This window comes from Burkholderia crassaminum, assembly GCF_964265005.1.
Classification (GTDB): Bacteria; Pseudomonadota; Gammaproteobacteria; order Burkholderiales; family Burkholderiaceae; genus Burkholderia.
In genome coordinates, this window is the sequence record NZ_OZ183800.1 from 2,876,651 (window position 1) to 2,892,626 (window position 15,976).

Annotated in this window: 9 protein-coding genes; 1 reads left to right on the top strand and 8 read right to left on the bottom strand. The window is 68.2% G+C overall.

Going from position 1 to position 15,976, the window contains the following annotated elements; translation table 11 throughout:
* Positions 1–31: 31 nt before the first annotated feature.
* From ACPTTF_RS29940 to ACPTTF_RS29965, 6 genes are all read right to left on the bottom strand, one after another.
* Positions 32–1,168, bottom strand: coding sequence for an ABC transporter ATP-binding protein (locus tag ACPTTF_RS29940; RefSeq protein ID WP_423369337.1), 1,137 nt, complete (start codon positions 1,166–1,168; stop codon positions 32–34).
* A 34-nt stretch (positions 1,169–1,202) separates the two neighbouring features.
* Positions 1,203–2,033 (bottom strand): carbohydrate ABC transporter permease, encoded by an 831-nt coding sequence (locus ACPTTF_RS29945; RefSeq protein WP_166954764.1) that lies wholly within the window; start codon positions 2,031–2,033, stop codon positions 1,203–1,205.
* Position 2,034: 1 nt separating this feature from the next.
* On the bottom strand, positions 2,035–2,991 hold the full coding sequence (locus ACPTTF_RS29950; RefSeq protein WP_423369338.1) for a carbohydrate ABC transporter permease: 957 nt from the start codon (positions 2,989–2,991) through the stop codon (positions 2,035–2,037).
* A gap of 68 nt (positions 2,992–3,059) precedes the next feature.
* The gene (locus ACPTTF_RS29955; RefSeq protein ID WP_423369339.1) at positions 3,060–4,343 is read right to left on the bottom strand and encodes an ABC transporter substrate-binding protein; all 1,284 of its coding nucleotides are present in this window, start codon (positions 4,341–4,343) and stop codon (positions 3,060–3,062) included.
* A 157-nt stretch (positions 4,344–4,500) separates the two neighbouring features.
* Positions 4,501–7,092 carry an ATP-binding protein gene (locus tag ACPTTF_RS29960; RefSeq protein ID WP_423369909.1) on the bottom strand — a complete coding sequence of 864 codons (2,592 nt, stop codon included), beginning with the start codon at positions 7,090–7,092 and terminating at the stop codon, positions 4,501–4,503.
* Positions 7,093–7,108: 16 nt separating this feature from the next.
* A complete protein-coding gene (locus ACPTTF_RS29965) occupies positions 7,109–7,831 on the bottom strand; it encodes a winged helix-turn-helix domain-containing protein (RefSeq protein ID WP_166954770.1) in 723 nt (240 codons plus the stop codon).
* 998 nt (positions 7,832–8,829) lie between these two features.
* Between ACPTTF_RS29965 and ACPTTF_RS29970 the strand changes: the two genes are divergently transcribed.
* Entirely contained in the window at positions 8,830–9,693 is an 864-nt protein-coding gene (locus tag ACPTTF_RS29970; RefSeq protein ID WP_423369340.1) for a crotonase/enoyl-CoA hydratase family protein, read from the top strand.
* A 48-nt stretch (positions 9,694–9,741) separates the two neighbouring features.
* Here the strand turns inward: ACPTTF_RS29970 and pdeR are convergent, their stop codons facing one another.
* Positions 9,742–11,745, bottom strand: coding sequence for a cyclic di-GMP phosphodiesterase (gene pdeR, locus ACPTTF_RS29975; RefSeq protein WP_166954774.1), 2,004 nt, complete (start codon positions 11,743–11,745; stop codon positions 9,742–9,744).
* Positions 11,746–12,309: 564 nt separating this feature from the next.
* Positions 12,310–15,969 (bottom strand): hydantoinase B/oxoprolinase family protein, encoded by a 3,660-nt coding sequence (locus ACPTTF_RS29980; RefSeq protein ID WP_423369341.1) that lies wholly within the window; start codon positions 15,967–15,969, stop codon positions 12,310–12,312.
* Positions 15,970–15,976: the final 7 nt, after the last annotated feature.

The window sequence follows — 15,976 nt, forward strand, 5'->3', positions numbered from 1 at the left end:
GTGGCTGGATTCGCCGGGTACCGCGCACCGCTCAGGCGATCGCGAGCGCCGGCGCGGCAGGCTCGCGCGGCGTGCGACCCGCCGCGCGTCCGTCCGGATGAAACAGATGCAATGCGCCCGCCGGCAGATCGACGCGCAGGCGCTCGCCGACCCGCGCGCCGGCCGCATCGGTCTTCGCGACGATCGGCTGGTCGCACAGCGGCGTGTCGAGATACAGATAGGTGTGTTCGCCCATCTGCTCGACGTGTGCGACCTGGCCCGTCACGGTGCCCGTACCGACCCGCACGTGTTCGGGGCGGATGCCGAGGGTCACGCCGGCGCCCGTCTCGAGCCCGTCGCCGGACACGTGGGCGCCGAGCGGATGATCGCGGACCAGCACGCGAACCTCGCCGCTGCCGGCTGCCGCGACGCTGGCCGGCAGGAAGTTCATCGCGGGCGAGCCGATGAAACCGGCGACGAACTGGCTCGCCGGACGGTGATACAGATCGAGCGGCGTGCCGATCTGCGCGACGCTGGCGAGCCCGCTGCGCCCTTCGAGCGGCCGCAGCAGCACGATCTTGTCGGCGAGCGTCATCGCCTCGACCTGGTCGTGCGTCACGTAGATCATGCTGGTGCTGTCGAGGCTGCGGTGCAGCTTCGCGATCTCCACGCGCGTCTTCACGCGCAGCGCCGCATCGAGGTTCGACAGCGGCTCGTCGAACAGGAATACTTTCGGCTTGCGGACGATCGCCCGGCCGATCGCGACGCGCTGCCGCTGGCCGCCGGACAATGCGCCGGGCTTGCGTTCGAGCAGCTCGCCAAGCCGCAGCGATTCGGACGCGAGCCGCACCCGCCGGTCGATCTCGTCTTTCGGCAAGCGCAGGTGACGCAGGCCGAACGCCATGTTTTCGTAGACAGACATATGCGGATAGAGCGCATAGCTCTGGAACACCATCGCGATGTCGCGCTGCGCGGGCGCGAACGTGTTGACGCAGCGGCCGTCGATCCACACGTCGCCGGCGCTCTGTTCCTCGAGGCCGGCGACGATCCGCAGCAACGTCGACTTGCCGCAGCCCGACGGGCCGATGAAGACGCAGAACTCGCCCTGCTCGACCGTGAGATTCACGTCGCTGAGGATGGGGGTCGTGCCGAACTGCTTGCGAAGACCGCTCAACTTGATCTGACTCATGTTTTCCTCTTGATCCTGTTCGGGCCGAGACGCGTCAACCCTTGACCGCACCGGCAGTCAGGCCGGAGACGATTTGCCGCTGAAACACCAGCACCAGCAGCACGAGCGGCACGGTGACGATGACCGACGCGGCCATGATGGTTCCCCACGGCAACTCGTAACTGCTCGCGCCCGAGATCATCGTGATCGCGACGGGTACCGTGCGCTGGCTCGACGAGATCATGAAAGTCAGCGCGAACAGGAACTCGTTCCAGGCCGACACGAACGCGAGCAGCGACGTCGCGGCCAGCGCCGGCCGCAGCAGCGGCATGAAGATCTTGAAGATCAGCGTGAACACGCCGACGCCATCGACGAGCGCCGCCTCCTCCAGCTCGCGCGGCAACTCGCGCATGAACGTGACGAGAATCCAGATCGTGAACGGCAGCGTGAAGATCAGGTCGGACAGCACGAGCGCGCCGAGGTGGTCGTACAGGCCGAGCGAGCGGACCAGCTCGAACAGGCCCGACAGGATCGCGACCTGCGGAAACATCGACACGCCGAGAATGCACATCATCAGCACCCCGCGCCCGCGGAACGACACGCGGCCGAGCGCATACGCGGCGAGTACCGACACGGCGAGCGACAGCGCGACCGCCCCGCCCGCAACGAGCGCCGAATTCAGCAGGTACGCGCCGAACGGCTGGTCGCGAAACAACTGGCGGTAGTTGTCGAGCGACGGGCTCGCCGGGAACAGCGACGTGTCGAACAGCGCATCGCCATGCTTGATCGACGTGCCGATCATGTAGACGAACGGGAACAGCGCGATCACCAGCACGAGCGCCGACAGCAGCCCGTGAATTGCGATGTCGAGCGGATGCTTCTTCATTTCACGCCTCCTGCATCCGGCGGCGGCTGACCGCCATGTAGCCGATGGTGAACAGCACGATCGTGACGAACAGCAACATCGCCGACGCCGACCCGAACCCGACCTGCTGGAAATCGATCAGCTGTTCGCGCACATAGATCGACATGCTTTTCGTGATCCGGCTGTTCGACGTCATCACGTAGATCAGGTCGAACACGCGCAACGCGTCGAGCGAGCGGAAGATCATCGCGACCAGCACGCCGGGCAGGATCAGCGGCAGCGTCACCGAACGGAACACGCGCCAGCGCGGCACGCCGTCGACACGGGCGGCCTCGTAGCAATCGCGCGGCACGGTCTGCAGCGCGGCGAGCATCAGCAGCGCCATGAACGGCGTGGTCTTCCACACGTCGACGAGCACGATGGTCGGGAAGACGAGGCGCGCGTCGGCGGTAAACGCGAGCGGCTCATGGATCGCGCCGATCGACATCAGCATCGCGTTGACGATCCCGAACTGGTCGTTGAGCATCCAGCTCCAGATCTTCGCCGACACGACCGTGGGGATCGCCCACGGCACGAGCACGGCCGCGCGCAGCAGCGTGCGCAGCCGCGACGGCACGTCCAGCAGCAGCGCGACGCCGAGGCCCGTGGCCGTCTCGAGCACCACCGACACGACGGCGAACAGCACGGTATTGCCGACGGCCTGCCACCAGGCCGGGTCGCGCAGCACGCCCGCTGCGCCGAGATAGTTGTCGAGGCCGACGAAGTGACGCTGCGACAGGTCGGACAGTTGCGCGTCGGTCAGGCTGAACCACGCCGTGCGCAGCAGCGGCCAGCCGGCGATGGCCGCCAGCGTGAGCAGCGCGGGCGCCACCAGCAGCCACGCCTGGCGCCGGCGCGCACGGGCAAGCCCGGCGCGGGCCCGCACGGGTTCCTGCACGAATGAAGGAGTGCTACTTATCTCGATGCTTCCGGTTCTCATTCGATGTCTCCTGTCAGGCCGGCACCCTGCGGCGGCCGGCCCGATCGATCAATCGCGCGCCGCGGCGCTCAGTGCCAGTTGCCGCCCGGCGCGAGCCGGTTGAGCGTGGCGGCGAGCCGCGCGAGTGCACCCGTTGCGGTGTCGCTGCCGGCGAGCACATCGTGCACGGCATTCCAGAACTGGTTGCTGACCTGGTTGTACTTCGCGCCGGTCACGGTCGACGGCCGCGCGACCGCCGTGCTGAAGGTCGGCAGCAGATCGGCCATGAACGGGTTGGCCTGCAGGATGTCCTTGTCCCGGTAGAGCGCCGGCATCGTCGGGTTGTACGACCCCTGGATCGCGCGCATCTTCTGGACTTCCGCGCTCGCCATATACATCACGAGATCGGCGGCCAGTTTCGGGTTCGGCGAGTAGCGCGACACGGCGAGCTGCCATCCGCCCAGCGCGGCGGCCGGGCGGCCGTCGGCGCCGCCCTTCGGCAGCGGCGCGATGCCGACCTTGCCCTTGATCGGGCTGCCCGTGCGATTCGCGATCGCCCATGCGTACGGCCAGTTGCGCATGAACACGGCGTTGCCGGCCTGGAACACGCCGCGGGCCTCCTCTTCGCCGTAGTTCAGCACGGCCTTCGGGCTGATCGTGCCGACCCATTTCGCCGACTGCTCGAGCGCCTTGATCGCGCCCGGGTTGTCGATCGTCACGCGGCCCTTGTCGTCGACCACCGTGCCGCCGTTGTAGCTGCTGACCCATTCGAGCGCAGCGCAGGTCAGCCCTTCGTACGCGCGCCCTTGCCACACGTACCCCCAGACCTTCTCGTTGCCGGCGGCACGCTCGCCCGACTGGATCTTGCGGGCGGTGGCATCGAGTTCCTCCCACGTGGCGGGCACTTTCACGCGGTACTTGTCGAGCAGATCCTTGCGGTAGTAGAGCAGCCCCGTGTCGATGAACCACGGCATCGCGACCAGCTTGCCGTTCACCGTATCGTTCGCGACGATGCTCGGGAACGACTGGCTTTCCAGCCCTTTGCTGTAGGGCTTCAGGTCGATCAGGTGGCTGGCGAGGATGCCCGGCCAGACCGTATCGATCTGCATCACGTCGATCTTGTCCGAGCCGCCGCCGAGCAGCTGCTGATAGAGCGCCAGCGTTTCGCTCGAGTTATTGGGCATGCTGATGAACTCGACCTCGTTGCCGGTCTTCTCGGCCCACCGCTTCGCCGAGACCTGGCAAATGTCCTGGTCGACGCCGGCTGCGCCGCATGCGATCCGCAGCGTCGTCGCGCCGGCGCTGGTGGCCGTGGCGGCCGTCATCGCGAGCGCCATCGCCATCGCCAGCCAACCTGCCTTGAGCTTCATCATTCGGTGTCTCCAGTTTTTTTCGAATCGTTCGAATCGTGCGCCGCGGTGTCGCGAGCGCGTCGCCGGGTGCCGTGGGTCTATGAGACTCCAGTCCGGTTAATCGAAAATTTCGGAAACGCGCCACGCCATTAACAATCGAAACAATCGGCGTCGCGCGTCAGCCCAGCAGCGCGGCGAGCGCCGCCAGATCGAACGGCTTCGGCACGAACGGCAGGTCCGCGCGCCAGTCGGGATGGGCCTGATGAATCTCGGGCGGCAGGCCCGAGGTGAGCGCGACGCGCTGCGCCGGCCAGCGCTCGGCGAGCCGCGCGGCGAACGCGATGCCGCTGCCGCCCGCGCCGAGCGAGATATCTGACAGCACGAGCGTGACGGGGCCGTGCTCGGCCAGCCAGCGCAATGCCGCGTCGCCGGTCGCCACCGCGTCGGCCCGCGCGCCGAGCGCCGCGAACTGGCTGAGCGCCGTGTCGCGTACCTCGGGATCGTCGTCGACCACGAGCACGCGGGCACCGGCCGGCCCGGCAACGGGCGCGGCCACCGTGACGGCCGGCGCGCCGCGCCGGTCGGGCGGTGCGCTCTCGGGCAGCCACAGCTCCATGCGCGTCCCCCGGCCGACCTCGCTGTGGATGCGCAGATCCCCGCCGCTCTGGCGCACGAAGCCGTAGACGCTGCTGAGCCCGAGCCCGCTCCCCTCGCCAGCCGCCTTGGTCGTGAAGAACGGCTCGATCACCTTGTCGAGCAGCACCGGGGCGATCCCGCAGCCCGTGTCGGTGACGCTCAGCACGATCGCGTGCGGCGCGGCGGTACCGTCGCCCGCCGGTGCGCGGCGCGCGGCCAGCGCCAGCGTTCCGCCGTCCGGCATCGCGGCGGCGCTGTTGAGCGTCAGGTTGAGGACCGCGTTCTCGAGCTGGCCGCGGTCGACGTTCACCCACATCGCGTCGGCGGCCGGCTCCAGCACGACGCTCACCCGCTGGCCCGCCGAGTATTCGACGAGATCGAGCATCTCCGCGAGCATCGCCCTGACCGATACGCGTTCGGCCTGCAGCGGCTGGCGCCGCGCGAACGCAAGCAGCCGCCGCGTGAGCCGCGACGCGCGTTCGGCCGCGCGGCGCGCCCGCTCGGCCATCGTCTGCGCGTCCTGCTGGCCGTCGAGCCGCGGCAGCAGCAGTTCCAGGTTGCCGAGTATCGCGACGAGGAAGTTGTTGAAATCGTGCGCGACGCCGCCCGTCAGCTGGCCGAGCACGTCCATCTTCTGCGCCTGGCGCAGCTCGGCCTCGACCGCGCGCCGGCTCGTCAGGTCGCGGCAGACCGCCACCCATCCGCCGTCGGGAAGCGGCTGGCAGTGGAATTCGAGGGTCCGCTGGTCGCGCAGGTGCAGCTCGGCCGACGCGGCGATGCGCGCGCCGTCCGACGTGCGGGTCGCGGTCTCGCGCGACACCTGGCGCCAGCGCGCGGGCTGATGCATGGCCTGCCGCAGCATCGCGAGCGACAGGCCCGCATGCAGCGTGCCGGGGTCGATCCCGAGCAGCGTCGCGAAGGTCGGATTCCACGCGATCAGGCTGCCGTGCGTGTCGTGGACGGACACCCCGTCGTTCATCGAGTTGAGCACCGATTCCTGCAGGCGGCGCTGCGACTCGAGCCCGTGGGTCAGTTGCTCCTTCTCGATCAGGTTGGTGCGGAACACCTCGAACGCGCGCGCCAGCTCGCCGATTTCGTCCGGCCGGTGCGTCGACGGCATCCGGTCGGACGTGATCCCTTTCGCGAGTCGCGCCATCACGCGCGTCATCGCCTGCAGCTTGTGCAGGATGCGGCTCGCATACGCGACGCCGAGCAACGCCACCAGGACGCCCGCGACGGCCAGCAGCAGCAGGCCCGACTGGCTGGAGACCGCGACCTTGCGCACCTTGTCGCTGCGCTCGCTGGCGATCTGCCGCAAGCGCTCGACGTAGCGCGCCGACTTGCCGCTCAGGTGATCCGCGTGGCCGCGCAGGAGCGTCACGAGATAACCCGTCTGCGCTTCGCTCGACAGAAACTCGCGGCGCACCGCGAATACGTTGCGCGCGCCGCCGTCGAGTTGCTGCAGCGCCTCGGCAAGCGCCGGCTGGCGGCGGTCTTCGCCGCGTTCGCGCACGCGCAGCCACAGCGCCTCGTTGTCGCTTTCCGCGCTGCCGAGCTCCGCCGCGTTAGCCGCCTGCAGCGCACCGGCCGTGCGGGCCCAGATCTCGAGCAGCGTCGGCGCGCGCTGCGCGATCACGCTCTTGTCGCGCGCGATGCTGTCGCCGATGCGGTCGTTTGCAAGGCGCAGGGTGCTCAGTTCCTCCTTGAGCTGTCGCTGCCTGCCCGACACGATCAGCAGCCGGGCGAGATCCTGGTCGATCGCGTCGAGATCGTCGATCACCGCGAGTTGCTCGCCCGCCTTCGCGGCGGGGCCCGGCAGTTTGCCGAAGCCCGGCGACAGCCGCCGGATGTCGCCGAGCAGGCCGCGCATCAGCTCGGTGTCGTTGTGCAGCAAGTCCGGCGAATCGGTCAGCATCATGCTCGGCGCGACCGCGGCGAGCTGCGCGACCTTGTCCGACAACTCGAGCGCGCGGGCAATCTCCGGCACCACGTTCGCCTCGTATTCGTCGAGCGCGTTCTGGTTCGCACGCATGCCGAGCACGCCGACCACCACGACCGCGAGCGTGATGCCGAACAGCAGCAGAAACGTCGCGATCAGCTTCGCCCGGACACTCCAGGGCGGCAACAGCCTCACCGTCGTGCGCATCGCGTCACACGCGCACGACGGGCACCGCGAACACGTAGCCGATGCCACGCTGCGTGCGGATATAGGTCGGCTGCTCGGGGTTCGGCTCGATCTTGCGGCGCAGGCGCAGGATCAGCACGTCGATCGTCCGGTCGTACACGTCGATGCCGAAGCCGCGCGTGTGTTCGAGCAACTGGTCGCGCGACCAGACCCGCGACGGCTGTTGCACCATCGCCGCGAGCAGCTCGAATTCGCCTTGCGTCAGCGCGCATGGGCCGCCGTTGTGGGTCAGCGTGCGCGCGGCCAGATCCATCGTCCAGCCATCGAAGCAGTAGCGCGGGCCGCCGCCGTTCGACGCGGGGCGCGGCATCGACAGCTCGATCGTGCGCCGCAGCTGGGCACGCACCCGTGCGATCAGTTCGCGCCCGGAGAACGGTTTCGTGACGAAATCGTCGGCCGCGGTCTCGAGGCCGAGCACCCGATCCGTCTCGTCGCCCAGGCCGCTGATCATGATGATCGACACGTCGGACCGGCGCCGGAGCTCGCGCGCGACCGTCAGGCCGTCCTCGCCGCGCAGCTTCAGGTCGAGAATCACGAGCGCGTGCGGCGCGGCCGCGAGCTGCTGCTGCATCCGGGCGGCGCTGTCGACGGCCGAGACCTCGAACCCGGCCTCTTCCAGCACGCTCTTCAGCCAGACGCGCACTTCCGGATCGTCGTCCAGCACCAGGATCCGATGTTTTTCTGACATGGGTGTTCTCCTCCAAGCCTGCCGCGCGCGCCGATTCGATCGGCCGCGCGGGGCGGACTGGTATTTCTGTCGGTATGAGGCCGGACTGCGGTGGGATGACGCAGTCGGGCCGGAAGCGAATGGTGGCCGATCCGGACCGATCCTGGCAAGTTCCCGTGAACACGCATCGGCATGAGGATGGGCGGGACGCCGCGTTCGCCTGCGCGGGGCGTAACGCGGGGCACGATACAACGCGCGCGGGATTCTAACGTCGAAAAATTGTGGCGCAACCGTGTCGCGATCGGTGAATACCCTGTCCGGACCGCCGCCCGAACGGGCGAGCCGACGGTACGGAATGCCATGCGATTGCATCGGGCTCACGGGCCGAGCGGGAGCACCGACCGCGCACGAGGCCCGATGCGTGAAGCCGGGAGCGCCGCCGACACGTCACGCACGCCTGACGCGTGCGTCGATCCAAGGTGATATCGTCAAGTGATCTGCATGACGAACTAGATCGACGAAGTGTCGCCGCTACTGCTACTGCTACTGCTACTGCTACTGCTTCCGCTTCCGCTTCCGCTTCCGCTTCCAATCACGATCTCTTGTGCCGTGCGCGGCGTCACGGCGCCGCGCACCTTCGTCACACGATCGCGGCTCGTCCGCCTTCCGTTGTAACGACGATCGCTCCGCATCATCGTCGCCGCCGGTTTCCCTTCCAAAAAAATTCACACGCGAAATACCTTCGCAGCCTGCCGAGTCACCCATTTCCCGCGCGAAGCCCGCGAGAAACCGGCCTCCCGCCCTGCACGAAGGTCACATATCGATTCATTCGCGTGTAACCGATTTTCCCGCCGCCGCGTGATCGCCGACGGCGCGATCGGGTGACCCACTCAACACATCGGCCGAGTTTGTGCGCGCAACAATGGCGATGCCTCGCGCCCGGCGCCCTGCGGGATACCCGTCTCCCGCTCGGCACCGGGCGCGACGGTCTTCAAAAACCACATTCACGAGGACATACCATGCAACTCCAATCCCATCCCGCGTGCCGCCCGTTTTATGAAGCCGGCGAACTCACGCAACTGACTGCCTTTTACGAAGAAGGACGTAATGTCATGTGGATGATGCTGCGATCGGAGCCGCGGCCGTGCTTCAACCAGCAACTCGTTACCGACATCATCCATCTCGCACGCGTCGCACGCGACTCGGGCCTGCCGTTCGACTTCTGGGTGACGGGCTCGCTCGTCCCCGAGCTGTTCAACGTCGGCGGCGACCTGAGCTTCTTCGTCGACGCGATCCGCAGCGGCAGGCGCGACCTGCTGATGGCCTACGCGCGCTCGTGCATCGACGGCGTGTACGAGATCTACACGGGCTTCGGCACCGGGTCGATCTCGATCGCGATGGTCGAGGGCAGCGCGCTCGGCGGCGGTTTCGAGGCCGCGCTCGCGCATCACTACGTGCTCGCGCAGAAGGGCGTGAAGCTCGGGTTCCCCGAGATCGCGTTCAACCTGTTCCCGGGCATGGGCGGTTATTCGCTCGTCGCACGCAAGGCCGACCGGGGCATTGCGGAGCAACTGATCGCGACCGGTGAAGCGCACGCATCCGAGTGGTATGAGGATCGCGGCCTGATCGACCAGACGTTCGACGCGGGCGACGCGTATCTCGCGACGCGCACCTTCATCGACGTGATGAAACCGAAGCTGAACGGCGTGCGCGCGATGCTGCGCGCACGCGAGCGGGTGTTCCAGCTGACGCGCTCCGAGCTGATGGACATCACGGAAGCATGGGTGCATGCGGCGTTCACGATCGAGCCGAAGGACCTCGCGTACATGGAACGCCTCGTGATGCTGCAGAACCGGCGCGTGTCGAAGCTGCGCACGGTGTAGTGCGACGGGCGCCGCCACTTGCGGGCGGCGCCGCTTCATGAACGAAGCTCAGGCGATCAGCCTGAGCTTTCTCGTCTCCGCGAGCCACGCCTCGAACGCCTGGGCCGGCATCGGGCGCGCGTAGTAGTAGCCCTGCGCGTGATCGACGTCGAGCTGCTTGAGGAATTCGGCTTCCGCATGCGTTTCGACGCCTTCGGCGACCACCGCGAAATTCAGGGCCTTCGCGAGCGACACGACCGAGCGCACCAGCGCCTGTGAGCGCGGATTGCGGTCGATGCCCGTGATGAAGGTGCGGTCGAGCTTGATCGCGTCGAGCGGCAGGCGCGACAACTGCGACAGCGACGAATAGCCAGTGCCGAAATCGTCGAGATGGATCTCCGCGCCGAGCTGGCGGAACTGCCGCATCAGCCCGATCGCCGCATCCTCGTCCTCGATGAAGCAGCTCTCGGTCAGCTCGATGTCGAGCAGGCCGGGCTTCAGCCCCGCACCGTCGAGAATCGACGCGAACTGGTGCACGATGTTCATGTCCTGCAACTGCCGCGCGGAGACGTTCACCGCGATCCGGATGTCGAGCCCCTTCGACTTCCACGCGGCGGCCTGCGCGGCCGCGCTACGCATCACCCAGCGCCCGAGCGGCGCGATCAGGCCCGACTCCTCCGCGAAGCGGATGAATTCGACCGGCGCGACGAGCCCGCGATCGGGCGACTGCCAGCGGATCAGCGCCTCGACGCCATGCACGTCGCCGGTCGCGATATCGACGACCGGCTGGTAGTGCAGCACGAACTGCTCCTCTTCGAGCGCCTTGCGCAGGTTCGTGTCGAGCCACATGTACTTCGCGACCTTCTGGTTCATCTCCAGCGAGAACACGCGGTACGTATGCTTGCCCTCTTCCTTCGCGACGTACATCGCGGTATCCGCGCTGCGGATCAGCGTCTCGAGCGAATCGCCGTGCTGCGGATGCATCGCGATGCCGATCGAGCAGCTCGTGTAGACCTCCATCAGCCCGAGATGGATCGGCGTGCGCAGCCGCTCCAGGATGATCTGCGCGGTCGCTTCGAGCAGCGGCCGCGTGCCGTGCTCGAACAGCACGAGGAATTCGTCGCCGCCGAGCCGCGCGAGCGTCGCGCCGGACGGCAGGCAGCCGCTGATGATCGCCGACACGTCCTGCAGCAGCCGGTCGCCGGTGATGTGCCCGTAGTGATCGTTGACGCGCTTGAAGTTGTCGAGATCGAGGAACAGGATGCCGACCTGCCCGCGCGACGCGGCGGTTTCGGCGGCGATCGCCGCGTGGATGCGCTCGCTGATCGCATGGCGGTTCGGCAGCCCGGTGAGCACGTCGGTGTTCGCGAGTTCGATGAGCCGATGCTGCGCGTTGCGCTCCTCGGTGATGTCGATACCCGAGCAGATCAGGAACTGCTCGTCGACGCCGCTGCCGCTCTGGACGAACTTGTTGCGGAACTGGAACAGGCGCGGCCCGTTGACCGTGTTGATGTAGCGCTCGACCGCGAACGAGTGGTTGCTCGCGAAAAAGCCCGTGATGTTGGTGCGCGACTGCGCGCCCTGCTCCGGGCTCATGAACAGCTCGAACGCGCTGCGGCCGATCACGTCGACCTCGCGCTTGCCCGTCACTTCCTCGCACAGGCGGTTGAAGCGCTGCACCATCCCGTTGCGGTCGAGGATCACGACGAGCGAATTCACCTCCGACACGACCTGCTCGGCGAACGCGAGCCCGTGCGCGAGATCGACCGCGACGGACTCCGCATCGGAATAGGCCGAGGCCGTGCCGGCCCAGTCGGTCGTGTCGACCTTCCGGCCGACGAGATGGAGCCTGACCGGTTCGCCGAACAGCGTGATGTCGAGCACGAGGTGCGACGTGACGCCGGTCAGCGCGCGGATGCACGCGGCCTGTTCGACCGTCAGCGCGACGGCGACGTTGGTCAGGCCGCGGACGGCCGCCAGTTCGAGTGCATTGCTGTCGCTGCCGAGACGCCAGCAGGGGCTGCGCGTACCGACGTGCGCCTCGAGCACCGCGCTATCGTTTTCGTCATCCATGGAGACGCCCCGATCCAGAAAAAACGCACAGTGTAGACGGAGGCGAGCGGCCGGCGGCCCTTCCGGGCCGCGCGTCGCGCGCTCCCGGCGGGGCAACCGTGATTGCCGTGATGATGGGCCTCGTCCCGTACTTGTTTCCAGCTAATGCGACCCGGCGTTCGCGCGTGATGCGCGCAGGTTCTGCCTAACGAATGATGAGAGCCATCTTATCAAATGACGATCCGGATTGGCACTCACATTTAGAGCGGAGTGTCAAGGAATCGGGACTCGATTGGCAAGCCGGATTTTTCATGATTGGCAGCCTGCGCGAATGCGGGTGCGGCGGTGCGCAACGGGCCTGGCGAGACAGGCCGAGCGCCCCGCCCGGCGGGCGTTTCCGGCTGATTTCAGAATAGGGGGACAGCGCGGCGGCTGAACCGTGGCGGCAGGGTCGGATCGCATTCCCGCGACCCGATTTTTCGTCTTTTTTGATTCCGTTCGGGCGTTAATGCGCGGCTTTATTCCACATTTCATTGCAATGTCGTCCGCGTAACCGGCGCGGGATGCCCGCGCCGGTTACGCGGTTCAGCCCGCCGCGCCGTACCCGCCGCCGCCCGGCGTTTCGACGACGAACACGTCGCCCGGCGCCATCTGCGCGCGGCCGATGTGGTCGAGCGCCTCGACCGTGCCGTCCGCGCGCTCGATCGTGTTGCGGCCGAGCGCGCCGGCCTCGCCGCCCGCCGCGCCGAACGGCGCGTGGATCCGGTTGTTCGACAGGATCGACGCGGTCATCGGCTCGAGGAAGCGGATCCGCCGCACCGCGCCGTCGCCGCCGCGCCAGCGCCCGCCGCCGCCCGAGCCGGCGCGGATCCGGTGCGAGTCGAGCCGCACCGGGTAGCGCCATTCCAGCACCTCCGGATCGGTGAGCCGCGAGTTCGTCATGTGGGTCTGCACCGCGCCGACGCCCGCGAAGCCGTCGCCGGCACCGCTGCCGCCCGCAATCGTCTCGTAGTACTGGTATCGATCGTTGCCAAATGTGAAGTTATTCATCGTTCCCTGGCTCGACGCAACGCAACCGAGCGCGCCGTACAGCGCGTTGGTGATGGCCGACGACGTCTCGACGTTGCCCGACACGACCGCCGCCGGGTACTCGGGGTTCAGCATCGAGCGGGCCGGCACGATCACCGTGAGCGGCTTCAGGCAGCCCGCGTTCAGCGGGATGTCGTCGCCGACCAGCGTGCGGAACACGTACAGCACGGCGGCCATGCAGACGGCTTTCGGCGCATTGAAGTTGTTGTCGAGCTGCGCGGACGTGCCCGTGAAATCGATTTCCGCGCGCCGCGCGCCCCGGTCGACGCGGATCGCGACGCGAATCTGAGCGCCGTTGTCGAGCGGGTAGCGGTACTCGCCGTCCTGCAGCGCGCCGATCACGCGCCGCACGGCTTCTTCCGCGTTGTCCTGCACGTGGCCCATGAACGCGAGCACGACGTCGCGGCCGAACTGCGCGACCATCCGGCGCAGCTCGTCCACGCCCTTCTGGTTCGCGGCGACCTGCGCGCGCAGGTCGGCCATGTTCTGCTCGACGTTGCGCGCCGGGTAGCGGCCCGACGCGAGCAGCGCGCGGGTTTGCGCATCGCGCAGCGTGCCGGCCGACACGAGCTGCCAGTTGTCGATCAGCACGCCTTCCTCGTCGATATGCGTCGAATCGGGCGGCATCGAGCCCGGCGTCGTGCCGCCAATGTCCGCGTGGTGGCCGCGCGAACCGACGTAGAACAGCGGCGCGTCCGAGCCGTCCGCGAACACCGGCGTGATGACCGTCACGTCCGGCAGGTGCGTGCCGCCGTGATACGGGTCGTTCAGCATGAACACGTCGCCGTCGCGCATGCGGCCGCGATTACGCTCGATCACGGTGCGGATGCTCTCGCCCATCGAGCCGAGGTGCACCGGCATGTGCGGTGCGTTCGCGATCAGGTTGCCGTCGCCGTCGAAGATCGCGCACGAGAAGTCGAGGCGCTCCTTGATGTTCACCGAGTACGCGGTGTTCTGCAGCCGCAACCCCATCTGCTCGGCGATCGACATGAACAGGTTGTTGAAGATCTCGAGGCGCACCGGGTCGGCGTCGGTGCCGAGCGAGCGGCGCGTCGGCAACGGCGTCGTGCGTGTCAGCACGAGGTTGCCCTGTGCGGTCATCTCCGCACGCCAGCCGGGCTCGACGACGGTCGTGCCGTTCTTCTCCGCGACGATCGCCGGGCCGTCGATCGCGTCGCCGGCCAGCAGCGTGTCGCGTACGTAGAGCGCCGCGTCGTGCCATTGGCCGCCGGAATGGAAGCGCACGGCGGAATGGGCACGCAGTGCGGCATCGTCGCCCTCACCCTCCCCGCCGCTGCCGCGCGGCGCGAGCGGCGCGATCTCCACCGGCGCGTCGGAGCGGCCGATCGCCTCGACCGACGCGAGTTCGGCCACCAGCGGCGTGCCGGGCATCAGGAACGCATAGCGCTGCCGGTACGCGGCCTCGAACGCCTGCTGCATCGCGTCGACACTGCCGGCCGGCACGTCGAGCGCCGAATCGGTGCCCTGGTAGCGCAGGTGCACGCGGCGCTCGATCGCGATCCGCGCCTGCGGCACGCCCTGTTCGAGCAGCGCGCCGACGGCCTCGTCGGCCAGCCGGTCGAGCGCCGCATTCAGCGCTGGCAGCGACGCGTCGGACAACACGGCCTCGACCGCGCGCTCGCGCATCGCCGTCTGGTCGGCGAGGCCCATCCCGTATGCGGACAGCACGCCCGCGAGCGGATGCGCGAACACCTGCGTCATCCCGAGCGCGTCGGCCACGCCGCATGCGTGCTGGCCGCCCGCGCCGCCGAACGTCGTCAGCACGTAGCGCGACACGTCGTGGCCGCGCTGCACCGAGATCTTCTTGATCGCGTTCGCCATGCTGCCGATCGCGATCTCCAGGAAACCTTCTGCGAGCGCCTCGGGCGTCTCGCGCCGCCCCGTCGCCGCGTGGATCTCGTCGGCGAGCGCTTCGAACTTCGCGACCACGCCGTCACGGTCGAGCGGTTCGTCCGCATGCGGGCCGAACACGCGCGGGAAATGATCCGGCTGGATCTTGCCGAGCATCACGTTGCAATCGGTCACCGTCAGCGGGCCGCCGCGCCGGTACGCGGCCGGCCCCGGGTTCGCGCCGGCCGACTCGGGCCCGACGCGCAGCCGCGCGCCGTCGAAGCCGAGCACCGAGCCGCCGCCGGCGGCCACCGTATGGATGCTCATCATCGGCGCGCGCATCCGCACGCCGGCCACCTGCGTCTCGAACACGCGCTCGAACTCGCCGTGGTAGTGCGACACGTCGGTCGACGTGCCGCCCATGTCGAAGCCGATCACGCGCTCGAAGCCGGCCGCCCGCGCGGCGCGCACCATCCCGACGATGCCGCCGGCCGGGCCCGACAGGATCGCGTCCTTGCCCTGGAACGCGTCGGCACGCGTCAGGCCGCCGCTGCTCTGCATGAACTGCAGGTTCACGCCCGGCATCTCGTGCGCGACCTGCTCGACATAACGACGCAGGATCGGCGACAGGTACGCGTCGACGACGGTCGTGTCGCCGCGCGACACCATCTTCATCAGCGGCGACACCTCGTGCGACACCGATACCTGCGTGAAGCCGATCCGGCGCGCCAGCGCGGCCAGCGCGCGTTCGTGCGCGGTGTAGCGATAGCCGTGGATCAGCACGATCGCGAGCGCACGCACGCCCGAGTCGTACACACGGCGCAGCGACGCTTCGGCCTGCTCTGCATCGAGCGGCACGACGACGTCGCCGTGCGCGCCGATGCGCTCGTCGATCTCGACGACGGTTTCGTACAGCGCGTCGGGCAACACGATGTCGAGGTCGAACAGGCGCGGCCGGTTCTGGTACGCGATGCGCAGCACGTCGCGAAAGCCGCGCGTGGTCGCGAGCGCGGTACGTTCGCCCTTGCGTTCGAGCAGCGCGTTGGTCGCGACCGTCGTGCCCATCTTCACCATGTCGACGCGCTCGGGCGTGATCGGCTCGCCGGCCGCGAGGCCCAGCAGGTGGCGGATCCCGGCCACGGCCGCGTCGCGATACTGCTCGGGGTTCTCCGACAGCAGCTTGTGCGTGACGAGCGTGCCGTCGGGCCGGCGCGCGACGATGTCGGTGAACGTGCCGCCGCGGTCGATCCAGAATTGCCAGCGGGCGGTGTCGGAGGGAACGGGGGAAAGGTGTCGGTCAGTCATGATGTCG